General features: G+C 67.7%; 27 protein-coding genes. 11 read left to right on the forward strand and 16 right to left on the reverse strand.

The genetic code is table 11. The features are described 5' to 3' along the window. Positions 1 to 51 precede the first annotated feature (51 nt). The 4 genes from C3E99_RS06300 (at position 52) to C3E99_RS06315 (ending at position 3137) form a co-directional block, all read left to right on the forward strand. The gene (locus C3E99_RS06300; protein WP_067105470.1) at positions 52 to 858 is read left to right on the forward strand and encodes a FadR/GntR family transcriptional regulator; all 807 of its coding nucleotides are present in this window, start codon (positions 52 to 54) and stop codon (positions 856 to 858) included. Between the two features lie 118 nt (positions 859 to 976). Further along, positions 977 to 1414 (forward strand): hypothetical protein, encoded by a 438-nt coding sequence (locus tag C3E99_RS06305; protein ID WP_067184088.1) that lies wholly within the window; start codon positions 977 to 979, stop codon positions 1412 to 1414. Between the two features lie 284 nt (positions 1415 to 1698). Further along, positions 1699 to 2772 carry a serine hydrolase domain-containing protein gene (locus C3E99_RS06310; RefSeq protein WP_082737233.1) on the forward strand — a complete coding sequence of 358 codons (1074 nt, stop codon included), beginning with the start codon at positions 1699 to 1701 and terminating at the stop codon, positions 2770 to 2772. Positions 2773 to 2963: 191 nt separating this feature from the next. After that, entirely contained in the window at positions 2964 to 3137 is a 174-nt protein-coding gene (locus tag C3E99_RS06315; protein ID WP_076075692.1) for a DUF1328 domain-containing protein, read from the forward strand. A gap of 153 nt (positions 3138 to 3290) precedes the next feature. Here C3E99_RS06315 and C3E99_RS06320 read toward each other — a convergent pair whose 3' ends face one another. Continuing rightward, positions 3291 to 5123: a DUF885 domain-containing protein gene (locus C3E99_RS06320; protein ID WP_076075690.1), complete on the reverse strand. Its 1833-nt coding sequence runs from the start codon at positions 5121 to 5123 to the stop codon at positions 3291 to 3293. A gap of 215 nt (positions 5124 to 5338) precedes the next feature. Between C3E99_RS06320 and C3E99_RS06325 the strand changes: the two genes are divergently transcribed. The 3 genes from C3E99_RS06325 to C3E99_RS06335 all read left to right on the forward strand — a co-directional run bounded on the left by C3E99_RS06325 (position 5339) and on the right by C3E99_RS06335 (position 8161). After that, positions 5339 to 5968: an EF-hand domain-containing protein gene (locus C3E99_RS06325; RefSeq protein ID WP_067184083.1), complete on the forward strand. Its 630-nt coding sequence runs from the start codon at positions 5339 to 5341 to the stop codon at positions 5966 to 5968. Positions 5969 to 6089: 121 nt separating this feature from the next. Next, entirely contained in the window at positions 6090 to 6824 is a 735-nt protein-coding gene (locus tag C3E99_RS06330) for a response regulator (RefSeq protein ID WP_067184080.1), read from the forward strand. Continuing rightward, a complete protein-coding gene (locus tag C3E99_RS06335; protein ID WP_067184077.1) occupies positions 6821 to 8161 on the forward strand; it encodes a sensor histidine kinase in 1341 nt (446 codons plus the stop codon). The genes C3E99_RS06330 and C3E99_RS06335 overlap by 4 nt, the downstream gene beginning before the upstream one ends. Positions 8162 to 8197: 36 nt before the next feature. Here the strand turns inward: C3E99_RS06335 and C3E99_RS06340 are convergent, their stop codons facing one another. The 7 genes from C3E99_RS06340 to C3E99_RS06370 all read right to left on the reverse strand — a co-directional run bounded on the left by C3E99_RS06340 (position 8198) and on the right by C3E99_RS06370 (position 13236). Continuing rightward, positions 8198 to 9010: an acyl-CoA thioesterase gene (locus tag C3E99_RS06340; RefSeq protein WP_234002625.1), complete on the reverse strand. Its 813-nt coding sequence runs from the start codon at positions 9008 to 9010 to the stop codon at positions 8198 to 8200. A gap of 114 nt (positions 9011 to 9124) precedes the next feature. Beyond that, a complete protein-coding gene (locus tag C3E99_RS06345; protein WP_076075687.1) occupies positions 9125 to 10294 on the reverse strand; it encodes a saccharopine dehydrogenase family protein in 1170 nt (389 codons plus the stop codon). Positions 10295 to 10364: 70 nt separating this feature from the next. Beyond that, entirely contained in the window at positions 10365 to 10853 is a 489-nt protein-coding gene (locus C3E99_RS06350) for a DoxX family protein (protein WP_082737232.1), read from the reverse strand. Between the two features lie 72 nt (positions 10854 to 10925). Next, a complete protein-coding gene (gene dcd / locus C3E99_RS06355) occupies positions 10926 to 11480 on the reverse strand; it encodes a dCTP deaminase (RefSeq protein WP_067109979.1) in 555 nt (184 codons plus the stop codon). Positions 11481 to 11519: 39 nt separating this feature from the next. After that, a complete protein-coding gene (locus tag C3E99_RS06360; protein ID WP_067109982.1) occupies positions 11520 to 11987 on the reverse strand; it encodes a cytidine deaminase in 468 nt (155 codons plus the stop codon). Further along, positions 11984 to 12736, reverse strand: coding sequence for a glycoside hydrolase family 25 protein (locus tag C3E99_RS06365; RefSeq protein ID WP_067184067.1), 753 nt, complete (start codon positions 12734 to 12736; stop codon positions 11984 to 11986). Before C3E99_RS06365 ends, C3E99_RS06360 begins: the two co-directional genes overlap by 4 nt. 2 nt (positions 12737 to 12738) lie before the next feature. Beyond that, entirely contained in the window at positions 12739 to 13236 is a 498-nt protein-coding gene (locus C3E99_RS06370; protein ID WP_067109990.1) for a UPF0262 family protein, read from the reverse strand. A 173-nt stretch (positions 13237 to 13409) separates the two neighbouring features. Here C3E99_RS06370 and C3E99_RS06375 point away from each other — a divergent pair, with 173 nt between their 5' ends. Further along, complete coding sequence (locus C3E99_RS06375; RefSeq protein ID WP_067184065.1) at positions 13410 to 14921, forward strand: replicative DNA helicase; 1512 nt, start codon at positions 13410 to 13412, stop codon at positions 14919 to 14921. 113 nt (positions 14922 to 15034) lie between these two features. Here C3E99_RS06375 and C3E99_RS06380 read toward each other — a convergent pair whose 3' ends face one another. The 8 genes from C3E99_RS06380 to astD all read right to left on the reverse strand — a co-directional run bounded on the left by C3E99_RS06380 (position 15035) and on the right by astD (position 21230). Continuing rightward, a complete protein-coding gene (locus C3E99_RS06380) occupies positions 15035 to 15844 on the reverse strand; it encodes a phosphoadenylyl-sulfate reductase (RefSeq protein WP_067184063.1) in 810 nt (269 codons plus the stop codon). 61 nt (positions 15845 to 15905) lie between these two features. Next, positions 15906 to 16331, reverse strand: a complete 426-nt coding sequence (locus tag C3E99_RS06385) for a DUF934 domain-containing protein (protein ID WP_067184061.1) — start codon at positions 16329 to 16331, stop codon at positions 15906 to 15908. Beyond that, complete coding sequence (locus tag C3E99_RS06390; RefSeq protein WP_067184059.1) at positions 16324 to 17958, reverse strand: nitrite/sulfite reductase; 1635 nt, start codon at positions 17956 to 17958, stop codon at positions 16324 to 16326. Before C3E99_RS06390 ends, C3E99_RS06385 begins: the two co-directional genes overlap by 8 nt. 1 nt (position 17959) lies before the next feature. Then, positions 17960 to 18256: a DUF2849 domain-containing protein gene (locus tag C3E99_RS06395; protein ID WP_067110003.1), complete on the reverse strand. Its 297-nt coding sequence runs from the start codon at positions 18254 to 18256 to the stop codon at positions 17960 to 17962. Beyond that, positions 18244 to 19041: a uroporphyrinogen-III C-methyltransferase gene (gene cobA / locus C3E99_RS06400; RefSeq protein WP_067184056.1), complete on the reverse strand. Its 798-nt coding sequence runs from the start codon at positions 19039 to 19041 to the stop codon at positions 18244 to 18246. The genes C3E99_RS06395 and cobA overlap by 13 nt, the downstream gene beginning before the upstream one ends. 81 nt (positions 19042 to 19122) lie before the next feature. Beyond that, positions 19123 to 19461 carry a helix-turn-helix transcriptional regulator gene (locus tag C3E99_RS06405; protein ID WP_076077898.1) on the reverse strand — a complete coding sequence of 113 codons (339 nt, stop codon included), beginning with the start codon at positions 19459 to 19461 and terminating at the stop codon, positions 19123 to 19125. Between the two features lie 20 nt (positions 19462 to 19481). Further along, positions 19482 to 19736, reverse strand: coding sequence for a type II toxin-antitoxin system RelE family toxin (locus C3E99_RS06410; RefSeq protein WP_234002626.1), 255 nt, complete (start codon positions 19734 to 19736; stop codon positions 19482 to 19484). A gap of 48 nt (positions 19737 to 19784) precedes the next feature. Further along, positions 19785 to 21230 carry a succinylglutamate-semialdehyde dehydrogenase gene (astD, locus tag C3E99_RS06415; RefSeq protein ID WP_076075683.1) on the reverse strand — a complete coding sequence of 482 codons (1446 nt, stop codon included), beginning with the start codon at positions 21228 to 21230 and terminating at the stop codon, positions 19785 to 19787. A gap of 130 nt (positions 21231 to 21360) precedes the next feature. Here astD and C3E99_RS06420 point away from each other — a divergent pair, with 130 nt between their 5' ends. The 3 genes from C3E99_RS06420 (at position 21361) to C3E99_RS06430 (ending at position 24932) form a co-directional block, all read left to right on the forward strand. Further along, on the forward strand, positions 21361 to 22248 hold the full coding sequence (locus tag C3E99_RS06420; RefSeq protein WP_076075680.1) for an alpha/beta fold hydrolase: 888 nt from the start codon (positions 21361 to 21363) through the stop codon (positions 22246 to 22248). Between the two features lie 44 nt (positions 22249 to 22292). Next, on the forward strand, positions 22293 to 23444 hold the full coding sequence (locus C3E99_RS06425) for a glycosyltransferase (RefSeq protein ID WP_234002665.1): 1152 nt from the start codon (positions 22293 to 22295) through the stop codon (positions 23442 to 23444). 84 nt (positions 23445 to 23528) lie between these two features. Continuing rightward, entirely contained in the window at positions 23529 to 24932 is a 1404-nt protein-coding gene (locus tag C3E99_RS06430; protein WP_067110015.1) for an NAD(P)H-dependent flavin oxidoreductase, read from the forward strand. Positions 24933 to 24987 lie beyond the last annotated feature (55 nt).

A 24987-nucleotide genomic window follows, 5' to 3' on the forward strand; every position in this document is an offset into this window, starting at 1 on the left:
TTTATAGGACTATCATCGCACCTTATCCGGACTCTACGAGGGAATAAGCCTTTGGCAACCAGAACGAAGACGCCGCGCCGCGAGCGCGAACCCGTCGCCAAATCCCAGCCGATCCATGTTCCCAAGGCGGCCGAGATCATTGCCGAGAAACTGCGGCGCCGTATTGTTCTGGGCGAGCTCAAGGCCGGCGACGCACTGCCTGCAGAAGCGGAAATGATGCTTGAGTTCAGTGTTTCGCGTTCTTCGTTGCGCGAGGCGTTCCGCGTGTTGGAAGCCGAATCGCTGATCGAGGTGAAGCGCGGCGCCGGTGGCGGGGCGCGGATCAAGCTGCCCAAGGACGAGATCGCGGCCAAGTCGATCGGCACCCTGCTGCAAATTCGCGGCGCCTCGCTCAAGGAGGTGCTGGAGGCGCGCCTGATCATCGAGCCGCCGCTGATGCGCGCGCTGGCGACGACGCGCACCGACGATGACCTGAAGGCGCTCCGCGACCATCTGGCCAAGGAACGCGACAATCTGGAGAATTTCAACGTATTCGCGCTCGCGACCGCCGAATTCCACCGCATATTGATGCAGCGCGCGGGCAATGTCGTGCTGGCGCTGATGACGGGAATGCTCGACGACATATTCCGCCGTCACGTGACGCATTTCATCGCCCGCGCGCGCGAGGACCAGCTCGAGCTCAACAAGGTGGCGCTGGCGAACCACACGTTGCTGACCGACATGATCGAGTCCCGCAACGCCGAGGCCGCGGCCGCGGTGTGGCGGCAGCATATGCAGCAGCTCAAGGACATCGTGCTCGGCGAACTGGGCGAGGCGTCGGTACTCGATCTCTATGGGGGCCAGTTGATCCCGCAATAATATAGTGCTATGATTGCACTATATTATTGCGGGAGGGTTCCATTTCCTATCGTCGTCACGCATCGGCCTGCGCCGAAGCCGCCGCACCTGCGCCGCTCGTCCGGCCGGATCGCGTCCCATGACCGCCGCGCGCCACGCCTATGCGTCGCCCGGCTGGTGCGATGCAATGCGCGCGATCCTGACCGCGCTGGTCGACCGGCATCGGCACGATTTTCCCGACGCGGATTTCCGCATGTGCGAGGTGGTGACGGCGGTTCCGCCGGACGGCGGGACCGTGGTGCTCGCCGCGCGGATCACGGGCGAGAGCGTCGAATTCTTCGATACGGAGATCGACGCCGATGTCGTCGTCCGGGGCGACCATGACGCCATGCTGCCGGCGGCGCGACTGAACCGGCGCCGCGCCACGCCCGAGGAGAATGCGGCGCAGGCGGTGCATGCCATGGCGATGGCGAAGGCCGGTCGGGTTTCGATGCAGGGCGACATGGGCAAGGCGCCGAAGCCGCTGCTGCGCGTTCTTGCAGAGATGCACGACCAGTTGGCCGACATCACCCTTTAAGGCGTGTGGGGATTCATCTTGCAACTGTCCTTTATCGTGTGTCCCCGCGAAGGCGGGGACCCATCTGCGGTGGTTTCGAGATGGAACCGGCCGAAGATGGACCCCCGCCTTCGCGGGGGAACACGGCTTTATACAATATCGCGGCGATAGACTCTGAATCCCCACAGACCTTAGGCACGGCTTCGGCGGCCTCGCGATCGGGGCTGCCGCAAGCGATGCTCCGCGTTCCGCGCCGCAACCGCGCGGGGCGTTTTGCCCGTCCATCCATCGATCGAGGATAAGCCATGTTGTTAGCCAGCCAGGACCATCGCGATGCGGCCTTTCGCGCGGTCGAGGAACTTCCGGGCATCAAGGTCGCCACGATTCGCGCCGGAAACCGGATGCACCCGGTCCCGCAGGGGCGGATCATCGACCTGGGGTTCGATATCGGCGCGCATATGGCGAAACAGCGCAACGCCGGGTTGATCATCGTCCAGGATGGCGCGATCCGGTTCGAACGCTATGCGCTCGGCTATACCGCGACCGGCCGCTGGACGAGTTTTTCGGTCGCCAAGAGCATCACGTCCACGCTGGTCGGGGCGGCGCTGCAGGACGGATATATCGGAAGCCTCGACGACAGGGTGTCGACCTATCTTCCGGCGCTGCTGGGCTCGGCCCTCGAAGAGGTGACGGTGCGCCAGTTGCTCACCATGTCCTCCGGCGTGAAATGGAACGAGGATTATGAGGACCCCGCGTCCGACGTATCGCGGTTCAACAGCCAGAAACCGGTGCCGGGCGAGGATGTCTCCGTCAGCTACATGAAGGCGCTGCCACGCGAGGCGGCGCCCGGCACGACATGGGTGTACAAGACGGGCGAGACGAACCTGATCGGCGTCCTCGTTTCTGCGGCGACCGGCAAGCGGCTGTCCGACTATCTTTCCGAGAAGATCTGGAAGCCGTTCGGCATGGAGGACGATGCGGTATGGATGCTCGGCGCCACCGGGCACGAGATCGCGGGCTGCTGCATTTCCGCGAGGTTACGGGATTTTGCGCGCTTCGGGCTGTTCATGATGAGCGGCGGCGTGGCGGGCGGACAGCAGGTCCTGCCCGATGACTGGATCGCGCAGGCGACGACGAAGGCGTATGATGTCGACATTCCCGGCCGCGGCTACGGCTATCAATGGTGGACGAACGACGACGGCAGCTATTCGGCGCAGGGCATATACGGGCAGGGCATATTCGTCGACGCCGCGCGGCGGCTGGTCATCGCGTCGAACGGCAACTGGCCGGTCGCCACCGATCCCGACGGCCTCGTCGCGGAGCGCGAGGCCTTCTACAAGCGCGTTCAGGCGGCGGTAGACCGGGAACAGGCGGCGTAACGCCGGACAAGGGGTCGCGCCTCCATCCCGTGCCGGCCACGCCCCGGAACTTTCGGCCGGTGCGGTCGTTTGATCAGGGCCCTTGCTATTCAGCAGATTGCGGCGCGGCCAAGGGCCGTCCGTCCTTGGAAAACTGCGTTGACGCGCGTTTCCCAAGGCCGATTTGCGCGCCGGCTTGGAGGAGGTATCGGATGTTCAAATGGGCCCTTATTTTCGCCGTGATCGCCCTGGTTGCCGCGGTGCTCGGCTTCGGCGGCATCGCTGGCGCGGCGGCCGGCATCGCGAAAATATTGTTCTTCATCGGGCTGGCGCTGGTGGTTCTGTTCCTGATCCTGGGCGCCGCAGCGGCCCGGAAAGTCACCTGACCGCCGATTTTTTTAACGTCCATGGAACCTTCCCGCTTCGCCGGGCGTTTCCATGGCCTACTTGATCGAAAGAAAGAGTAGATTTGGTTCGCGTCTTCGGACGCAACCTAGGGAAGCCCCGCCGCAGAGATGCGACGGGGCTTACTTTTTGGTTCAGGCCGGAAAGGCGGCGCGCACCCGGTTCTCGAGCACCGCGAGCGGGATGCGACCCGCACCGAGCACGACGTCGTGGAAGCGCTTGATGTCATAGCCCGGCCGCCCCGACACCTCGTCGCGCAGCCGGCTGATCGCCGTCTGGCCGATCTTGTACGAACAGGCCTGGCCCGGATAGACGATATAGCGGTCGATCTCGGTCCGCGCCGCGCTGGGGGCCTCCGACGAATTCTGCACCATGAAGTCGATCGCCTGTTCGCGGCTCCATCCCATCGCGTGCAGCCCGGTGTCGACGACGAGGCGCGACGCGCGGAAGGCATAGGAGGCGAGGTAGCCGATCTTGCCCAGCGGATCGTCGTCGTACATGCCGAGTTCGTCGGCGACCTGTTCGGCATACAGGCCCCAGCCTTCGCCGAACGCCGTCACCGACGCCGTCTGGCGATAGAGCGGCAGCGCCGCATCCTCATATTTGAGCGCACCCTCGAACAGATGCCCCGGCGCGCCTTCGTGATAGGCGAGGGTGGGCAGGGTGTAGCGCGGCCATTCGCCGGTATCGCGCAGGTTGATGAAGAAGATGCCGGGGCGCGATCCGTCGGGCGTGCCCGCCTGCGCCGACCCGCCGGGGGCGCCGATCTCGATCTCCGGCGGCACGCGCCGGATCTCGTAGGGCGCCCTGGGCATGCGGCTGAACACCTGCGGCAGGCGCGCGCGCACCGCGGTCAGGCGTCCGTTCAGGTAGGCGAGCATCTCGGCGCGACCGGCGTCGTCGTTCGCGAACAACTGTCCCTCCGCCTTGCCCAGCGCGTCGAGCCGTTCGCGAAGGCTGCCGTTGGCGTAACCCTGCGCCTTGAGCAGTTCGTCCATGCGCGCGGTCAGGTCGGCAAGCTGCTCGCGGCCGATGCGATGGATTTCGGCGGCGCCCAGGCTGGTCGTCGTATGCTGCGCAAGCGTCGCGGCATAATAGGCCTCGCCATCGGGCAGGCGGCCGACGCCCGCCGCATCGCCCGCGCGCGGCAGCAGCGCGGTGAGCGCGTCGATCTGGCGGGAGAGGGCGGCGCGGATCGGCCCTTCGAAAACCGCGGCGGCGCGCTCGCCATAGCCGTCGATACCGATCGCGGCGCTGCGCCGCGCGATCGAGGCGACGAGCGTCTTGCTCGCGACGTCGCCGTCGCGCAGCCGCGCGAGCTGCTGGAGCGCCTGTTCGAGGATGAAGCGCGGCGCCACGACGTTCATCGCCGCGTTGGCGGCGACGATGCCGGTGTCGTCGTCGAGAAGCGCCGGGACCGCTTCGAGTCGCGCCATATAGGCATCGGCGTCGGCCTTGGTCGCGACCGGGTGCTGGCTGTCGAGGAAGGTGCTGACGCCGGTGTAGAAGCCGCCGAGCTGGGTCACGGCATAGGGACCGGCCCGGTGGCCGAAGCCGCCGCTGTGATAGGGGAAGCGCGCGAGCCGCTGGCGCGCGGTGAGGTCGAACTCGGCGCTGTCGTGCGCGGCGCGGGCGGTGTCGCCCAGCGTGTCGGGGTCGATCGCGCGCACCGCGGCGAGGTCGCTGTCGATGCGGCGGTCGCGCGCGGCGCGCCCGGCGGGCGACCAGTCGGGAAAGCGCGCGCGCAGGTCGGCGAGCGCGCCGGTGTCGAGCCCGAGCGAGGTGGCGCGGGTCGGGTCGTCGCGCAGCCCCGCCTCGAACTGCGCCGCGAGCAGCGCGTCGAGCCGCGCGTCGGCGCTGTCCGCCGCGAACGCCGGCCGGGCGATCGCGGCGACCGCGACGCTCCCCATTCCGGCGAGCCCCAATCCTGCGAGCAAAGTCCGTCGGTCGAGTGCGAAACCCCTCATGTCTTTTCTCCTTATCGATCGCGCGTGCTAGACTTCGCGCGGGCGGGCCGCAACCGGGCCGCCGGCTTGCGCCGTCATGAACGGACCGCCGGTTTTACGACAATTTGCGACAATTTTTCGTCGAGCGGGCAATAGCTTGGGACAAATGACCCCTAGAAGGCCGTCATCGGGACTGGCTTCTCTCCCCTCGGTCCCAGAACAAGGAGTTAGGTGACGTGAAAAAGAAGATCGCTTTTCTGACACTGGGCGCCGCGCTGATCGCGGGTCCGGTGCTTGCCGCCCCCGCGGGCGGCCCCCGCACCATGGGCGACGCCGATGGCAATGGCGTGCTGACCCGCGCCGAGGCGCAGGCGCACGCCGCGCGGATGTTCGCCAAGCTTGACGCCAATGGCGACGGCAAGCTCGATGCCGCCGACCGCGCCGCGGCGCGCGCCGCGATGCAGGCGAAGATGTTCGAACGGCTCGACGCGAACAAGGACGGCAGCATCAGCAAGGCCGAATGGGACCAGCGCGCCGCCGAGCGTCAGGCGAAGCGCGGCGAACGGAAGGAAAAGCGCGCCGCCGCTGCCGGCGAGGCTCGCGAAGGCCCGCGCGCGATGCGCGGCCATCACGGCAAGCGTGGCGGCCATGGCATGCGCGGCGGGATGATGATGAAGGCCGACACCAACGGCGACAAGGCGATCAGCCGCGCCGAGTTCGAAACGGCCGCCCTGGCGCGCTTCGATCGCCTCGACGCCAACAAGGACGGGCAGGTGACGGCCGAGGAACGCAAGGCGCAGCGCGAGGCGAAGCGCGCCGAGTGGCAGGCCAAGCGCAACGCCGCTCCGGCCCCCGCCACCAACTGATCGGCGCGCGGACGGCGGCCGGGCGGTCTCGCCATTGCCTTTGCCGCAGTCCGCTGCCAGCACGGTATCGCCCATCGGCCCCCGGCCGGTGGGCGAACCTCATGTTTCAGGCAGATCGACGATGACCGACAGCGATACCCCCCGCATCCTGCTGATCGACGACGAGCCGTCGATCCGCGAGCCGCTGTCCGAGTATCTGGAAGGACAGGGTTTTGCCGTCAGCGACGCCGCGAGCGCGGCCGAGGCGCGGTCGGTGCTGCGCGCCAAGAGCATCGACCTGGTGGTGAGCGACATCATGATGCCCGGCGAGGACGGGCTGTCGCTGACCCGCCACCTGCGCGAGACGAGCCATATTCCCGTCATCCTGCTGACCGCGCGGGCCGAGGACACCGAACGGATCATCGGGCTGGAGATCGGCGCCGACGACTATGTCGTCAAACCCTTCAACCCGCGCGAACTGGTCGCGCGCATCCGCACCGTGCTGCGCCGGACGCAGGCGAACGGCCGCGCGCTCGACGCCGGCGGGACGAGCTATGCCTTCGGCCCCTGGGTGCTGCGCGAGGTCGAGCGCGTGCTGGTCGATCGCGACGGGCGCGAGGTGGCGTTGTCGTCGGGCGAATATCACCTGCTCCACGCGCTGGTGCGTCACCCGCGGCAGGTGATGAGCCGCGACCGGCTGCTCGACCTCGTGCGCGGGCGGGAGGCCGACATTTTCGACCGCGCGATCGACAATCTGGTCAGCCGCCTGCGCAAGAAGATCGAGGACGATCCGGCGCGGCCGCAGATCGTCAAGACCGTGTGGGGCGGCGGCTATACGCTGGCGTGCGAGGTCAAGCGGCTGGACGCGGCGACATGACGCTGCGCCTGTGGCCCCGCAGCCTGATCGGGCAGCTTGTCTTCGCGGTTGCCGCGATGCTGTTCATCGCGCAGGCGGTCAATTTCGCGATGCTCGCGCGCGGGCAGCGGCAGCAGATCCTGGCTCACGGCGGCGGCATGGCGGTCGCGCGGATCATCGACGCGGTCGAACGCGACCGGCGCGGCGTGGCCGAAGCCGACGACAGCGATCGCAACCGGCGCGAGCGCGTGCAGCGGCTCGTCATATCGAACGAACCGACCCGGCCGCCGCCGCAGGCCGAGGCGGCCCCCGCGCTCGCCGCCTATGTCGCCGGGCTGCTCGACGAAGCCGACGTCCGCGCCGAGCGGGTCGATGCCTGGGCCCTGCCGCCGCGGCCGCACGCGCAGCGCACGGGCTTCTCCTCGCGGACGGTCGTCGTGTCGGCAAAGGTGGGGGATCGCTATTATGCGGTGCGCAGCCGGATTCCGACCGACGGAAAGCGGCTGCAGGGTTTCCTGCTGTGGCAGACGCTCTCGCTCTATCTGCTGCTGCTGGTGCCGATCCTGTTCATCGCCTGGCGCGCCGCCGCGCCGCTGCGCGACCTGACGCGCGCCGCGCGCGGCAATCCGGCGCTGCGCGACACGACCCCGCTCGTCGAGGCGGGGCCGTCGGACGTGCGCGACCTGATCAGCGCCTTCAACGCCTATCGCGCGCGGATCGCGGCGATGCTCGCCGACAAGGACCGGATGCTCGGCGCGGTCGGGCACGACCTGCGGACCCCGCTCGCCAGCCTGCGCGTGCGCGTCGAGCAGGTCGAGGATGCGCGGCTGCGCGACAAGATGATCGCGTCGATCGAGGAAATGACGGCGATGCTCGCCGACATATTGGCGCTGGCCCGCGCCGGCTCGGGCACCGAAGCGCGCGAGGCGGTGAGGCTGGACGTGCTGGCCGGCGACGTGGCGGCCGATTATCGCGAGCAGGGCAAGGACGTCTCGCTCGCCGCCGTCGCCGCCGTGACGGTGCAGGCGCGGCCGATGCTGCTGCGCCGGGCGCTGCGCAACCTGATCGACAATGCGGTCGCCTATGGCCTGCGCGCACGCCTGTCGGTGAAGGTCGCGGACGGCGAGGCGCGCCTGATCGTGTCCGACGACGGTCCCGGGCTCGCCGAGACGCAGATCGAAGCGCTGATGGAGCCCTTCGCGCGCGGCGAGGAATCGCGCAACCGCGCGACCGGCGGCGCCGGTCTGGGACTGGCGATCGCGCGCGAGATTGCCGAAAGCGAAGGCGGCCGCCTGACGCTGGCCAACCGCGCGGGCGGCGGCCTCGACGCGGTGATCGCGCTGCCGGTTCCGGAGTGAAGCGACGTCCTGCTATCGGCGGTTAGATCGCGATCGTCATGCGTACACCGCAACCGCCTGGCTACCGCTCAGCACCGGCTCGCCGGCGCGGTTCCACAGCATCATGTCCTGCACCGACAGCCCGCGGCGCGCATAGCCTGTCCTGGCCGACAAAAGCCACCAGCCGTCGTCGGTCTCGGGCGTCGCGGTGAGCATGTTGACGGTCCAGTTCATCGAGCTGATCGGCCCGAATTCGCTGAACAGCGCCATCGCCGCGGGCGGCAACGCGTCGCCGAGCGCGAGCAGCGCGACGGTGGGGTGGCACCGCGGTTCCTCGACGAAGCGCACCCAGGTCAGATACTCGCCGACCTCCTGCTTCCAGCCGAAGCGCGGGCCGGTGGTCGGGCGCATGTCGAAATGCTTCGAGAAGGTCGGGCGCACCTTGTGCTGAGGAACCGGTTCCAGCGCCTCGGGCGGCGGGGCGTCGGGCATGGTCAGGCGATTGTGATCGACGTGGCTTTCCCGGTCGGGCGAGAAGGCGAACACCGCGGCGGTGCCGAAACCCGCCTCGCTCGACACGCCCGCATCGACGAACAGGCTCGATTTCGACCGGCGCAGCACCCGTGTCTCGACTGTGCAATCGCCGGCGACCGGCCCGACGAAACTGATCTGGGCATAGCGCAGCGGCGCATCGGTCGGATGCAGCGCCATCGTGCCCGCGAGCGCCACCGCCGAACTGATCCCGCCATAGGCGGTGCGTCCCTGCATCCAGCCTTCGTCGATATGCGCGGTCGCGACATCGCCGTCGGTCCGCAGCGTCGAGAGAAGGGTGTCGAGGGGAGAGAGAGAGGAGAGGGTCATATCCGTCATTTCGTCATGAATCCGTTCGCACCGAGCCTGTCGAAGGGCCGCCCTTCCTTCGAGGGAAAGAAGAACGGTGCTTCCCCCGGACTTGATCCGGGGTCAGCACGAACGGAAGATGGGTCATTCCTCGATCTGGAAGCTCAACCCGGCCTCGGCGGTCAGCCGGTCGATCAACGCCTGCCCCAGCAGCGCGCCCGGCGTCCAGATGCCGCCTTCGCCCTCGGTCGCCAGCAGCGTCATGCCGGTTTCGGCGAGCATCTTCGACGTCGAGCCATAGCCGGGGTCGCGGTCGCCCCGCACCGAGGCGCGAATCGTCCGCCCGTCGGGATATTCGCCGATGAACAGGATGTCGTAGAAACCGTTCTCGCGGTCCTCCCTGCTCGGCCCTTCGCCGGGCTTGAGTTTCGCGTCGCCGAACGGATTCGCCTTCGCCATCGCTTCGGCCATCGCCTTTCCGGCGTCGCCGATCGCCGTCATCACCATTTCGTCATAGACGAGGTCGGTGCCCCAGCGGTGCCCGAGCAGGAAATTGGTGCGGTGGACGTTCTTGGTGTTGATCGGCGCCATCACGAAGGGCGCGGTCCAGGTGCCGGTCGCCGGATCATGTTCGGGAACCAGCCCGCTCGGCTGGTGCGGCCCTTCGAAACCGGGGGTGAGCGCGAAGCTCGATTTGAGCAGCAGCGCCAGCGACGGCTTCTTCGCGACGGCTTTCAGCGTCTCGGTCAGGCTGGCGATCGTGCCGCCCGATGCGCCGCCCTTCATCTGGCGCACCCGGCCCTTGACGCGCGGCGCGGGGGCGCCGTGGCGCTTCACCGCCTCGGCCTGCAGGAACAGCACGCCCAGGTCGAAGGGAATCGAATCGAAGCCGCACGAAAAGGTGATGCGCGCGCCCGACGCCCTGGCCGCGCCCTGGTGCGCGTCGATCATTTCGCGCATCCAGCCCGGCTCTCCGCACAGGTCGGCATAGGCGGTGCCCGCACGCACGCAGGCGGCGACGAGGGCGCTGCCGTAAAGCTGGTAGGGGCCGACCGTGGTCAACACCACGCGCGTGCGCGCGGCCATCGCGTCGAGGCTGCCGGGATCGTCGGCGTCGGCGACGATCAGCGGGGTTTCCTCGTCGGCGCCGATCAGGTCGCGCACCTCCGCCAGCTTGTCGAGGCTGCGCCCGGCCATCGCCCAGCGCGGCGCGTCCGCACGGCCCTTGTAATGATGCGCGAGATATTCGGCGACGAGCCGCCCGGTGAAACCCGTCGCGCCATAGACGATGATGTCGAGATCGCGGGATGCCATGAAACCCTCCCTTTACGTAAACGTCAAGCGAAGGCTAGCGCAGGCGGACCGCGATGCCAAGCGCGAAGCGTCAGAAGCGCCACCACGGCCGCTTGACGACGACCGGCGCGCCCACGGCTTCGGCCTGACCCTCGGCGCGCGCGGCGCGCAGTTCGGCCTCGTGCAATTCGATCTCGTCGCGGCGCCTGCGGCGCAGCGCATCATAGCTCCAGCGCGTGTGGCCATAGCCGAAGAGGCAGAGCAGGCCGCCCGCGATCGCCAGATTCTTCATCGCCGCCATCGCCTGCACGGGATCGGTGAAATCGCGGTGGAAGAAGAGGATGGTGAGCAGCACGAACGCCGCCAGCAGCAGCGAGAAGGCTCGCGCATAAATGCCGAGTGCGATGCAGACGCCCGCGATCAGTTCGAACAGCCCGGTCGGAACGGCGAGCCAGCCGGGCAGGTCGGCGGCGGAGATCATCGCGCTGGTGTCGTTGACGTGGATCAGCTTGTTGATCCCCGAGACGACGAAGATCAGCGCGATGAACAGGCGGCCGATGAAGACGGCGATCATGGACATGGAACATCCTCCGACACGCGCCCCTTCCGCTTGGGGAGATGACGCGCGAGAGGGCGGTGCGGTTCCGCGGGATCAGAGCTTGGGCAGCGTCACGCCCTTCTGCCCCATATATTTGCCCGCGCGGTCGGCGTAGCTCGTCTCGCACGGCTCGTTGCCCTGCAGGAACAGGAACTGGCACGCGCCCTCGTTGGCATAGATTTTCGCGGGTAGGGGGGTGGTGTTCGAAAACTCCAGCGTCACATGACCCTCCCAGCCGGGTTCGAGCGGGGTGACGTTGACGATGATTCCGCAGCGCGCATAGGTCGATTTGCCGAGGCAGATGACGAGCACGTCCCTGGGGATGCGGAAATATTCGACCGTGCGCGCGAGCGCGAAGCTGTTCGGCGGGATGATGCAGACGTCGGTCTTGCGGTCGACGAAGCTGTTCGACGCGAAATCCTTGGGATCGACGACCGCGCTGTCGACATTGGTGAAAATCTTGAACTCGTCGGCAACGCGCGCGTCATAGCCGTAGGACGACAGGCCATAGCTGATGCAGCCGTCGCGCCGCTGCGCCTCCACGAACGGCTCGATCATCTGCTGCGTGCGGGCGGCGTCGCGAATCCATTTGTCGGAAAGAATGGCCATGCCGCCGTCTTGTCGGCGCGCGCGCCTTTGCGCAAGCGGTCAGTCGCGGACGAGGCCCATATCCTTCGGCCCGAAGGCGGCGGGGAGCAGATCGCTCAGCCGATAGCTTTCCACCGCCGTGCCGTCGCCCGATGCGCAATGGACCCAGATGTCGGTCTTCGACTGCTCGGCCGCCTCGTTCAATATCTGGCGGCAGCGGCCGCACGGATGCACCGCCTCGGCACCGGCCAGCGCCGCGCCTTCGGGGCGGCCGCCGACGATCGCGACCGCGGCGAGTTCGCCGATCCAGCCTTCGTTGGCGATCTTCGCGATCGCCGCGGTTTCGGCGCACAGCGTCAGGCCATAGCTCGCATTCTCGACATTGGCGCCAGTGACGACGTCGCCATTCTTGAGCAATAGCGCCGCACCGACGTGAAAGCCCGAATAGGGGGCATAGGCGCGCGCGGCCGCCTCGCGCGCCGCGTCGATCAGCGCGTCGCGGTCGGCATCGGTCGGATCGTCGGTCATGGCGTGGTTCCTTCGGGGCGCACGACGTTCCAGCCGACCGTGCCGTCGGCGCCGGCGATGCGCAGATAATGGTTGGCCTGCCACATCACCCACGGATGGGCGCCATAGTCGGGCTCGAAGAAATCGCGGCGCAGCCAGGTGGTGCGCGCGATGCCGCTCGTCACTTTGTAATCGGCCTCGAACGCGGCGCCGGGTGCGATCAGGCTGCGCTTGCCCATATGCGCCTCGATCTGCGCCAGAAAGGTCGCGAGTTCGCTCAGCAGCAGCGCGCGCGTCGGCCGGTCGGGGCAGCGGTCGTCGTAATCGAGCCAGACCACCGGAGGCAGCGCGTCGGTGCGCCGCGGGACGTGGCGGATGAAATTGGCCGCCTGGTCGGTGGCGAGGCGGCACAGGCTGTAATGGTGGATCGGACCGGTGCGCACCCCGGCGTCGCGCGCCGCGGCCATGTTGCGCGCGTAGAGCGGATCGACGCCGCTGTCGCCGTCGGTCGCCGCCAGATAGGCGAAATCGGCGCCCGCCGCCTTGACCGAACCCCAGTGGACCTGGCCGTTCGAGGCGTCGAGCGTTACCCCCTGCAACGGATATTGCGCGCGCTGCGGCGTCCAGCGCGCCGCCCACCATAATCCGACCCCGATGGCGAGCACGGCCAGCAGCAGCACCCCGCCGATGCGCCGCAGGCCGCGCGCCGCCGCATCGCGCCAGCCGGTCGTCGCCGGCTTGTTCCTGCGCTGGATCGCCCCCTTCGCCATGCTCACCCCTTGATGTGGAGGACGCAGATGAGCGTGAACAGGCGGCGCGCGGTGTCGAAATCGACCGCGATCTTGCCGTCGAGCCGGTCCATCAGCATCTCAGCCGCATCATTGTGAAGCGCGCGGCGCGCCATGTCGACGGTTTCGATCTGCTGCGCGGTCGCCGACCGGATTGCCTGATAATAGGAATCGCAGATCGCGAAATAGTCGCGGATCGGGCGGCGGAAGCGGCCGAGGCCGAGGATGACCGCCTCGAGCGGCGAACCGTCCTCGCGGCTGATCTCGAAGATCAGCCGTCCGTCCTCGACCCGCAGCATCAGGCGATAGGGCCCGGCATAGCCGTCGGGATGGCCGCGCTGCGGCACGAACTTGTTGTCCTCGATCAGGTCGAAGATGGCGACGCGCCGTTCCTGCTCGACATCGGGATTGCGCCAGACGATCGTGCCCTCGTCGAGCTCGACCGAGATGATGCGCTGCTTCGATGGGTCGGCGTCGGTCATGATGAAGGTGCTTCTACCCGCCGCACGGCGAAGGGCAAGGGGGCGGCGAGGACTCCCTCCCGCCTGCGGGAGGGGGAGGCCGCAAAACTATCCCCAGAACGCTCCACGGCAGGCGTGGCTGCGACGATCAACGCCATTGCATATGGTTTCAGGGGGTTCCATTATGCGTCGCCATGCCCGAAGTCGCCCGTTTCCCGATCCCGGCTCCCGCCGGGGACGACCGCCAATTGCCCCGCAATATCGAGGCCGAGGCCGCGTTCCTGGGCGCGATCCTGATCGACAACCGAGTCGTCGAGGATCTGCCGGTGCAGCTTTCGCCCGCGCATTTCTTCGAACCGCTGCACGGGCGCATCTTCGCGCAGGCGATGGCGCTGGTCGAGCGCAACAGCATCGCGACGCCCGTGACGCTCAAACCCTTTTTCGAGGGCGACGAGGCGATGAAGGCGGTCGGCGGCGTCGGCTACCTCGCGCAGCTCACCGGCAGCGGCGCCGGGTTGATCGGCGTGCGCGACTTCGCGCGGCAGATCTACGACCTCGCCCTGCTGCGCGAGCTGGTCGGAGTCGGCCGCACGCTCGTCGACAATGCGCTCGACACCAGCGAGAGCGTCGATCCGCAGGCGCAGATCGAAGAGGCCGAGACCTCGCTCTACAAGGTCGCGGGCGGCGATGCCGAACTGGGGTCGGTCAAGAGCTTCAGCGCCGCGAGCCTGACCGCGCTCCAGGCGGCCGAACGCGCGCTCAATTCGGGCGGTCACCTGTCGGGCACGACGACCGGCATCGCGAGCGTCAACGCCAAGATCGGCGGCATGCACAATTCGGACCTGATGATCCTCGCCGGCCGGCCGGGCATGGGCAAGACCTCGCTGGCGACGAACATCGCCTATAACGCCGCCGAGCGCTGGCGCCGCGACGAGGAGGACGGGATTCCGCCCGAAAAGAACATGGGCGCGAAGGTCGCCTTCTTCAGCCTCGAAATGTCGGCCGACCAGCTCGCGACGCGCGTTCTGGCCGAGCAGTCGGGCGTGTCGGGCGAAGCGCTGCGCATGGGCAAGATCAGCAAGGAGCAGTTCCAGCAACTGTCGCGCGCCGCGCAGCAGCTCCAGACGCTGCCGCTGTTCATCGACGATACGCCGGGCCTGACGATCGCCGGTCTGCGCACGCGGGCGCGGCGGCTGCAGCGGCGGCACGGTATCGGGTTCATCGTCGTCGACTATCTCCAGCTTCTGCAGGGCTCGTCGCGCAGCGGCGACAATCGGGTGCAGGAGATTTCAGAGATTTCGCGCGGTCTCAAGACGTTGGCGAAGGAACTTAATGTGCCGGTGATGGCGCTGTCGCAGCTCAGCCGTCAGGTCGAAAGCCGCGAGGACAAGCGCCCGCAGCTTTCGGACCTGCGCGAATCGGGCTCGATCGAACAGGACGCCGACATGGTGCTCTTCGTGTTCCGCGAGGATTATTATGTCGCGGCACGCGAGCCGAAGCGCCCGGTGGAAGGCGACGACATCAAGATCCACGCCGCGCACGAGGAATGGGCGGCGGAGATGGAGCGCGTCTTCGGCCTGGCCGAACTGATCGTCGCCAAGTCGCGTCACGGCTCGACCGGCAAGGTGCGCCTGCACTTCGAGGCCAAGACGACCAAGTTCAGCGACCTCGCCGACGACAGCATGGCCTATGCGGATTACGAGTAGGCCGATCGCTCAATAGCGTCGTCATTGCGAGCGAAGCGAAGCAATCTCCAGCTATCGGTCTCGCACAAGGTCGATAGCTGGAGATTCCTTCGGCTCCTCGCAATGACAGAGCCTCAAAACGCCGGGTCGTTCGCCGGATCGTCGCCGATCGGCGTCACCGCTTCGTGGATGCCGCATTCGGTCTTGTCCCAGCCGCGCCAGCGGCCGGCGCGCGGGTCTTCGCCCGGCTTCACCTTCGAGGTGCAGGGCGAGCAGCCGATCGACGGATAGCCTTCCGCCTCCAGCGGATGGCGCAGCAGGTCGTGCGCCTCGAACCAGGCGTCGAGCGCCTCGCGTGTCCAGTTGGCGAGCGGGTTGAACTTGAGGCGGCCCGAGCTGCCATCGAGCTCGAAGCGCGGCAGGCCGGTGCGCGTCGCGGACTGGAAACCCTTGCGGCCGGTGATCGAGGCGTCGAAGTCGGCGAGCGCCTTTTCGAGCGGCCTGACCTTGCGGATCTCGCAGCAGCCGTCGGGGTCGTAGGACCAGCGCAGGCCCGTCTCGTCCTTCTTCGCCAGTTCCTCCGGATCGGGTGTCAGCGTGACGAGGTTGAGCCCGAGCCGCGCCGCGAGCGTGTCGCGATAGGCGAGCGTTTCGGGAAAATGCTTGCCGGTGTCCAAAAAGAGCACCGGAATATCGGGCGCCGCCCGCGTCACCAGATGGAGCAGCACCGCGCTTTCGGCGCCGAAGCTCGAAACGATCGCGGTGTCGCCGAGCAAGCCCGCGCCGAGCACGCTCGCGACCACCTCCGCGGCGTCCTGCCCGCGGAACAGATTGTTCAGGCGGACGACGTCGGCCTGCGTGAAGCGCGGCGCGACGTCGATCCGGTCGCGCCTCCTGTCATCCCCCGCATCACCGCTCGCATCGCGCGCGGTCGGGACACCCATCGGCCGCGCATGGCCTTGGGGCGTCTCGACCTCGTTCGACGCGAACGGGAGTTTAGAGGTGTCAGCCATGCCTCAGTTTCCAGATCGGCACCGCGCCGTCCGCCGCATGCTGATAGACATGATCGTACCGGCGCAGCGACGCATCGATGTCGGCGCGGTTAAGCTGGCTGTGCGGGGCGAAGCTGTCGATGCCGCAGCGCCGCATGAAGGCGACGAGGTCGACGAGCACGTCGCCTTCGGCGCGAATCTCGCCCTCATAACCCGCCTCGCGCAGGATGCGCGCCGCGGTGAAGCAGCGGCCGTCGCGAAAGCGGGGAATGCCGAGTTCGACCAGCTTCACCCGCCCGAGTTCGGGAATCAGCCGCCGCGGGTCCTCGCCCGCTTCGAGCCGCACCGCGCTGGCGTCGGGCTGTTCGAGGAAGGCGTCGAGCGTGACCGCGGGTTCCTCGACCGGTTCGTCGTTCCGAAAACGCAGGGCATCAGCCATAAATGGCCTCCTTGAAGGCGTCGAGGCCGACGCGGCGATAGGTGTCGAGGAAGCGTTCGTCCCCGGTGCGCAGTTCGCGGTAGCGCTCGATTGCGCGCTCGACCGCATCGACGACGCCGTCCTCGTCGAAGCCGGGGCCGGTGATCTTCGCCTGCGTCGTGTCCTCCGCGCCCGATCCGCCGAGCAGCAGCTGGTAGTTCTCGGTGCCCTTGCGGTCGACGCCGAGGATGCCGATGTGCCCCGCATGGTGGTGCCCGCAGGCGTTGATGCACCCCGAAATCTTGATCTTGAGCTCGCCGAGGTCGCGCTGGCGATCCATGTCGGCGAAGCGCTGTTGGATCTTCTGCGCGACCGGGATCGACCGCGCGTTGGCGAGGGTGCAATAATCGAGGCCGGGGCAGGCGATGACATCGGTGACGAGGTCGAGGTTGGCGTCGGCGAGCCCCGCCGCCTTCAGCGCCTGCCACACCGCATGCAGGTCCTGTTTGCGGACATGCGGCAGCACGACATTCTGGGCATGGGTCACGCGCAGATCGTCGAAGCTGTAGCGTTCGGCGAGGTCGGCAAGCGCCTCCATCTGCTCGGCGGTGACGTCGCCGCCGATGCCGCCGATCGGCTTGAGACTGACGTTGACGATCGCATAGCCGGCCGCCTTGTGCGCCACGGTCTGGTGATCGACCCACAGCGAGAAATCGGGGTCCGACCGGTCGATGGCCGCGGACAGACCCGCCTCGAACGGTGGCGGCGCGAAATAGGCGGCGATGCGGTCGTATTCGGCCTGCGGAAAGTCGGTGCCGAGCGTCAGGAAATGCTGGAACGCTTCCTCGACCTGGCGGCGGAACTCCTCTTCGCCCAGATCGTGGACGAGGATCTTCATCCGCTGCTTGTGGATATTGTCGCGCCGCGCGTGGAGGTTCCACACGCGCAATATCGCCTGGAGGTAGGAGAATATCTGCGACGCCGGGCAGAAATCGCGGATCTTGTAGGCGATGAAGGGGGTACGTCCCATGCCGCCGCCGGCATAGACCTCGAAACCTTCCTCGCCCGCTTCATTGCGGACAATGCGCAGCGCGCAGTCGTGCCAGCGCAGCGCCGCGCGGTCGGCCGGCGACGAGATCACGCAGATCTTGAACTTGCGCGGCAGATAGCTGAATTCGGGGTGAAAGGTCGTCGCCTGCCGCAGCAGTTCGGCCCAAGGGCGCGGATCGCATATCTCGTCGGCGGCGGCGCCCGCATATTGGTCGGCGGAGATGTTGCGGATGCTCTCGCCGCTGGTCTGGATCGCGTGCATCTCGACCGTCGCCAGCTCGGCGAGGATGTCGGGCGCGTCTTCCAGTTTGATCCAGTGATACTGGAGATTCTGGCGCGTCGTGAAATGGCCGTAGCCGCGGTCATACTTGCGCGCGATCTCGGCAAGCTTGCGAAGCTGCGTCGAATTGAGCGTGCCATAGGGAATGGCGACGCGCAGCATATAGGCGTGAAGCTGGAGGTAGAGCCCGTTCTTGAGCCGCAGCGGCTTGAACTGGTCGTCGTTCATGTCGCCCGCGATGCGGCGGCGGGTCTGGTCGCGGAATTCCTCGACGCGCGCATCGACCATCGCGCGGTCATATTGGTCGTATTTGTACATGTCAGATCACCCAGTCGCCGGCCACCGGATCGGCGGGCTTCAATGTCAGGTCGGGGCGCACCGTCGGGCCGCGCGCGCGGATGCGGTCCTTGATATGCGCGGGGCGCGGTCCCTTGGCGGTGTCCACCGCGTCGATCAGATAGCCGCCGTTGACGCGGCGCGCGCCGTCCTCGGCCGACAGGATCGCCTCGCCATGTTCGCCGACGTCGGCGGCGTCCTCGACGTGGATCGACCAGCCGCGGCCAGTCCACCAGATCACGGCGCCCGTCTTCAGATCGTTTCCGGTCAGGAGTCGCATGCCATATCCTTCAATGAAGCAATCAGTCCCGGCGCGCCGAGGCAGTCGAGCGCGTCGGCGCGCGCCGCGACCTTGCCGACGATAATCAGCGCGGGGCTGGCGACCCGCTCGCGCGCGACGAGATCGCCGAGGTCGGTGAGCAGGGTGCGCAGCACGCGGGCGTCGGCGGTGGTGCCGCGCTCGATCACCGCGACCGGCAGACCGGGCGAGACCCCGTCTGCGATCAGCTTGTCGGCAATCGCCGAGGCGGTCGCGAGCCCCATATAGATGACGAGGGTGCGGCCGTGACCCGCGAGACCCGACCAGTCCTGATCGGTCAGATTCTTGCACTGACCGGCGACGAAGCTGACCGCGCTGGCATCCTCGCGGTGGGTGAGGGGGAGGCCGGCCTGCGCGGCGCAGCCCGCCGCGGCGGTTATGCCGGGAACGACCTCGCAGGCGATGCCCGCGTCGCGTGCCGCGTCGAGTTCCTCGCCGCCGCGCCCGAAGATGAAGGGATCGCCGCCCTTCAGCCGCACGACCCGCCGCCCCGCGCGCGTCTCGCGGATCAGCAGCGCGTTGATCGCCTCCTGCTTCATCGTGTGGCGGCTGCGTTGCTTGGCGACCGAGATGCGCTCGACGTGCGGCGGAATCAGCGCGAGCACGCCCGCACCGACCAGCCCGTCGTGAACGATCAGGTCGGCGCTTTCGAGAAGGCGCGCCGCGCGCAGCGTCAGCAGGTCCGGATCGCCCGGACCGGCGCCGACAAGCCACAGCTTGCCCTGGGGGAGAGGATGCTTGTCCATGCCGCCGGTGTGGCCGTCGGCCCGAAAGATGGCAAAGCAGGCTTTTTTTGCTGGGGTGAAGCAAAATTTGCGTATTGAAATTCAGCCTCGCACCAGATCCTCCATTCCGACGCGCAGCGCGCGTGCCAGCCGCGCTATGGTTTCCACCGATCCCCGCTTTCGGCCCGATTCGATATCGGCGATCTGGACCCGGTTGACGCCCGACGCCTGTGCCAGGCCCTGCTGGGTCCATCCGCGCAGATCGCGCCAGACGCGAAGCGGATTTTCGCCGTCAAGGATGCGATCGGCATATTCGGCGGGAACCAGCTCGTCTTCGCCCGCATCAAGACGCGCCTTCGCCCGATCATAGGCGCGAAGGTCGACTAGCTCCTCCGCCGCTTCGCGAAGGCGGTCATATTCGTCTTGCGGGATCGTCACCATCTTGTTCACGCCATCGTCCTTCACTCATAGATGCTGCCGCGCGAGCCGATTTCCAGAACCGCGACAACGACCCCGTCTTCCATGATCACACGCCAGTCGCCGACGCGAAGGCGGACGGCGTCGCGCCCCTTCAAGGCTTTGACATTGTTCGCCAGCGATGCGGGATCGCTTGCATATTGTTCGATCTTCGACCGGATCAATCGCGCCGTATTCGCCGGCATACGGCCCAGCGTCCTGATGGCGGACCGGGTGTAGGCGATGGGCTTCACGCGCACGATGTAGCCCGTGGCTTCATTTCTGTCAATCGCGGGATTGGCCCGCGCTCAGAGAAAACCCTTGCGGATCAGCTTCGACCCTTCGGGATCGCGCAGGCCGATGCCGATCGAGGCGCGCATCGCGTCGCTTTCGGACGACGCCACCGGATAGGCACAATAGTCCGCGGCGTAGAAGGCGCTCGGCCGGTGATTCCCCGACAGCCCGATGCCGCCGAAGGGCGCGGCGGACGAGGCGCCGTTGGTCGGCCGGTTCCAGTTGATGACGCCGGCGCGGGCATTGGCCCAGAACTGGTCGTAAAGTTGCGGATTGCCGCCGATCAGCGCCGCCGACAGGCCGAAGTGGGTGTTGTTCGCCTCGGCGATGGCCGCCTCGAAGCTGTCGACGCGAATGACCTGGAGCAGCGGGCCGAACAGTTCGACATCGGGGCGCTCGCGCATGTCGGTCACGTCGATGATGCCGGGGGTCAGGAAGGGGCGACCCTCGACCGGCCGCGTCATGTGGCGGACGACCTGACCGCCGTTGGACATCAGGATCAGGAAGCTCTCGGTCAGGCCGTCGGCCGCCTCATTGTCGATCACCGGCCCCATATAGGGGGCGGGGTCGGCGTGCGGATGATCGACGATCAGCCGGTTTGCGAGCGCCTTGACCTCCTCGATCAGCGCGTCGGCCATGCTGTCCCGGACGATCAGCCGCCGCGCGTTGCTGCACCGCTGCCCGGCGCTGAGGAAGGCCGACTGGACGATCAGGATGGCGGCGGTACGGATGTCCGCGGTGTCCCATGCGACGATCGGGTTGTTGCCGCCCATTTCGAGCGCCAGTATCTTGCCCGGCTGACCGGCGAACTGGCGGCTCAGCGCGACGCCGGTCCGTGCCGATCCGGTGAACAGCAGCCCGTCGATGCCCTCGTGCCCCGCCAGCGCCTTGCCCTGATCGGGGCCGCCGACGATCAGCCGCAGCACCTCTTGCGGTACCCCCGCTTCGTGGAACAGTTCGACCAGCTTCGCGCCGACCGCCGGGGTCTTTTCCGACGGCTTGAACAGCACCGAATTGCCCGCGAGCAGCGCCGGGACGATGTGGCCGTTCGGCAGATGCGCCGGGAAATTATAGGGGCCGAGAACCGCGAGCGTCCCGTGCGGCTTGTGCCGCACCGCGTTGCGCAGGCCCATCGCGCCCTCGATGCGGCGGTTCGGGGTGCGTTCGGCATAGGCCTTGATCGAGATGTCGACCTTGTTCGCGACCGATTCGACCTCGGTGCGCGCTTCCCACAATGGCTTGCCGGTTTCGCGCGCGATCAGGTCGGCGAGCGTCTCTCCCTCCGCCTTCACCCGGTCGGCAAAGCGGCGCAGCGTTTCGGAGCGGAAGGTGAGCGGCTTTGCCGCCCATTCGGGCCAGCCGCGGCGGGCGATCGCGACCTCTGCGTCGACATCGCTGATCGCGCCGCGCCAAAGCTCTTTTCCGGTGGCGGGTTCGAAGGAAAGCAGGGCTTCGCTCATGGTCGCTCGCCTCTTATCGGTGAAAGCCGCCCGCGGCAACCGGCGGCGGCGCGGGATGGCTTGCGCGGCGCGCCGGGTTGGCGATAGACGCAGCAGGGCGTCCGTGCGGACAGGAAGGGGACCCGCCATTTTGGCAAGACAGGATCATCGCCGCGAGTGGGACGACCATTATTGGTGGTCGGCCGACGGCGTCCGGCTGCACGCGCGCCTCTATCCCGGCCCGGAGGAGGCGGCTGCGCTGCCACCGATCCTGTGCATGCCGGGGCTCGCGCGCAACGCCCGCGACTTCGAGGCGGTGGCGCCGCACATGGCGGCGCGGCGGCGCGTGATCGTCGCCGAATTCCGCGGGCGCGGCGAAAGCGCCTATGCGAAGGACCCGATGACCTATGTCCCGCTGACCTATGTTCAGGACATGGTGGCGCTGCTCGACGAACTGGGGATCGGGCGCTTCGCGACCGTCGGGACCTCGCTTGGCGGGCTGGTGTCGATGCTGATGGCGGCGAGCCTGCCGGGGCGGCTGGCCGGCGCGTTGCTCAACGATGTCGGGCCCGAACTCGAAAGCGCCGGGCTCGACCGCATCCGCGACTATATCGGCGTGGGGGGCAGCCAGCCGACGTGGATGCACGCTGCGCGCGCGTTCCGCGACCTGAACCACGCGGTCTTTCCGCACTATGGTATCCACGACTGGCTGCGGCTGACCAAGCGCACCCATCGGCTGACCCCGGAGGGGCGGATCGTCGCCGATTACGACAAGCAGATCGCCGCGCCGCTGCGCCTGCCCGCCGGCGACGGGGTCGACCTGTGGCCCGCCTATCGCGCCTTCGGCGACGCGCCGGTGCTGATCCTGCGCGGGGCGCTGTCGGACATATTGGCGGGACGCGCGGCCGCGAAGATGGCGGCGGCCCTGCCGGGCGCGCGGCTGGTCGAGGTGCCCGGCGTCGGCCATGCCCCGACGATGGACGAACCCGAAGCGCGCGCGGCGATCGACGCGTGGATCGCGGACCTGCCCGCGGCGTGAAGGACCGGCCCGCGATCGCGCGCGAGCGTCCGGTTCGCCCCGCGATCGCGCGCGATCGCCCGGTTCGCATCGTCCACCTCCACTCCAGCTTTTCGCTGGGCGGCAAGGAGGTGCGGGCGGTGCGGCTGATGAACCTGATGGAGGATCGCGCGCGGCACGTCGTGCTGTCGGCGGTGCCCGGCGCGCTCGGCGCGCGCGACGCGATCGCGCCGGGCATCGACGTGCGTTTCCCCGCCGACGCGCCGTCGCTCGCCGGGCGGCCGTCGCTGGCGCGCTACCGCGAGATCGCGCGCTACTTGCAGGATTTCGATCTCGCGCTCAGCTACAATTGGGGCGCCATGGACGGGGTGATGGCGCATCGGCTCCATCGGCGCGGCTTGCCGGGCCTGATCCACCATGAGGACGGGTTCAACGAGGATGAAAGCGCGCGGCGTAACTGGAAGCGCAATCTGTTCCGTCGCCTTGTGCTGCGTTCGGCGGAGGCGCTCGTCGTGCCCTCGACGCTGCTCCAGCGGATCGCCGCCGCCGAATGGGGCGTTGCCGACCGCACCCGGCTGATCCGCAACGGCATCGACGTCGCCGCCTATGGCCTCGCGCCGGATGTGCCGATCCCCGGCCTCATCCGGCGCGAGGGCGAGGTGGTGATCGGCACCGTTGCCGGGCTGCGCAAGGTGAAGGACCTGCCGCGCCTCGTGCGCGCGGTGGCGACGTTGCCGCCGCACGTGCGGCTCGCGATCGTCGGCGAGGGGCCGGATCGCGACGCCATCGCCGCGGAGGCGGCGGCGTGCGGCATCGCCGACCGTCTCGTCATGCCCGGTTTCATGGCGCAGCCGGCGCGCTGGATCGGCCATTTCGATCTGCTCGCGCTGTCGTCGCTCAGCGAACAGGCGCCGATCGCGGTGATCGAGGCGATGGCGGCGGGGCTTCCCGTCGTCAGCCCCGACGTCGGCGACGTCGCGGCGATGGTGTCGGACGCGAACCGGCCGTTCGTCGCCGGCGACGAAAGCGCGTTTCGCGCCGCGCTGGCGCGGATGGCGGGCGCCGCCGCATTGCGGGCGGCCGTCGGCGCGGCGAATCGGCGCGTCGCCGCCGAACGCTTCGACGAATCAACGATGGTCGCGGCCTATGAAAAGCTTTATGCTCGACCGCTGGGTGGATATGGCCTGTTCGGCGGCGAACGGGTCGCGATCGATTGACAAAGGGGGCCGTCTTCCGCTTACGGAAACGGAAAATGGGGGCCGGAGCCGAGCAGGCGGTTGGCCGAGAGAAAGAGGTATAGAGTGTTCAAAGGTTTGAAGCCCATCCTTTACGGCGGCCGCGAAGTCTGGCCGCTGGTCGAGGGGGGCAAGGGCGTGTCGGCGACCAACCACGCCTCCAGCGGCGCCTGGGCCGCGGCGGGCGGGATCGGCACGGTTTCGGCGGTCAACGCCGACAGCTATGATGCGGAGGGCAAGATCGTCCCGCAAGTCTATCGCGCGCTGACGCGGCGCGAGCGGCACGACGAACTGGTGCAATATGCGATCGACGGCGCGGTCGAGCAGGTGACGCGCGCCCACGACATCGCCGGCGGCCAGGGTGCGATCAACATCAACGTCCTGTGGGAAATGGGCGGGGCGCAGCGCGTGCTCGAAGGCGTGCTCGAACGGACGAAGGGGCTCGTCACCGGCGTCACCTGCGGCGCGGGCATGCCCTACAAGCTCAGCGAGATCGCGGCGCGGCACAATGTCCATTATCTGCCGATCATCTCGTCGGCGCGTGCCTTCCGCGCCTTGTGGAAGCGCGCCTACAACAAGGTCGCCGACCTGATGGCGGCGGTGGTGTACGAGGACCCGTGGCTCGCCGGCGGCCACAACGGCCTGTCGAATGCCGAGGACCCGCTGAAGCCCGAGGATCCCTATCCGCGCGTCAAGGCGCTGCGCGACACGATGCGCGCAGAGGGGATCGCCGACAGCGTGCCGATCGTGATGGCGGGCGGCGTCTGGTATCTGCGCGACTGGGAAGACTGGATCGACAATCCCGAACTCGGCCAGATCGTATTCCAGTACGGCACGCGGCCGCTGCTGACGCAGGAAAGCCCGATCCCGCAGGCGTGGAAGGATCGCTTGCGCACCCTAGAAGACGGCGACGTGCTGCTCCACCGCTTCTCGCCCACCGGCTTTTATTCGAGCGCGGTGCGCAACCCGTTCCTGCGTGACCTCGAGGCGCGCTCGGAACGCCAGATTCCCTATTCGAAGCAACAGGCGGGCGACCATGTCGTCCAGCTCGACGCCGGGGTGAAGGGCAAGAATTTCTGGGTCACCCCGCACGACCGCGACCGTGCGCGGGGCTGGGTCGCCGAAGGCTATACCACCGCGCTCAAGACCCCCGACAACACGGTGGTCTTCGTCACCGAGACCGACAAGGCCACGATCCGCAAGGACCAGGCCGACTGCATGGGCTGCCTGTCGCATTGCGGCTTCTCGTCGTGGAAAGACCATGACGATTATTCGACCGGCTATCTCGCCGACCCGCGCAGCTTTTGCATCCAGAAGACGCTGCAGGACATCGCGCACGGCGGCGACGTCGAGCAGAATCTGATGTTCGCGGGCCACGCCGCGTTCAATTTCAAGACTGACCCCTTCTACTCGAACAACTTCACCCCGACGGTGAAGGAACTGGTGGACCGCATCCTGACGGGGGATTGAATATGTCCCCGTCATTGCTTCGCTGCGCCTCGCAATGACAAGCTTCTATTGATGT

Source organism: Sphingopyxis sp. MG (genome assembly GCF_002953155.1).
In the GTDB taxonomy this organism is placed as follows: domain Bacteria; phylum Pseudomonadota; class Alphaproteobacteria; order Sphingomonadales; family Sphingomonadaceae; genus Sphingopyxis; species Sphingopyxis granuli.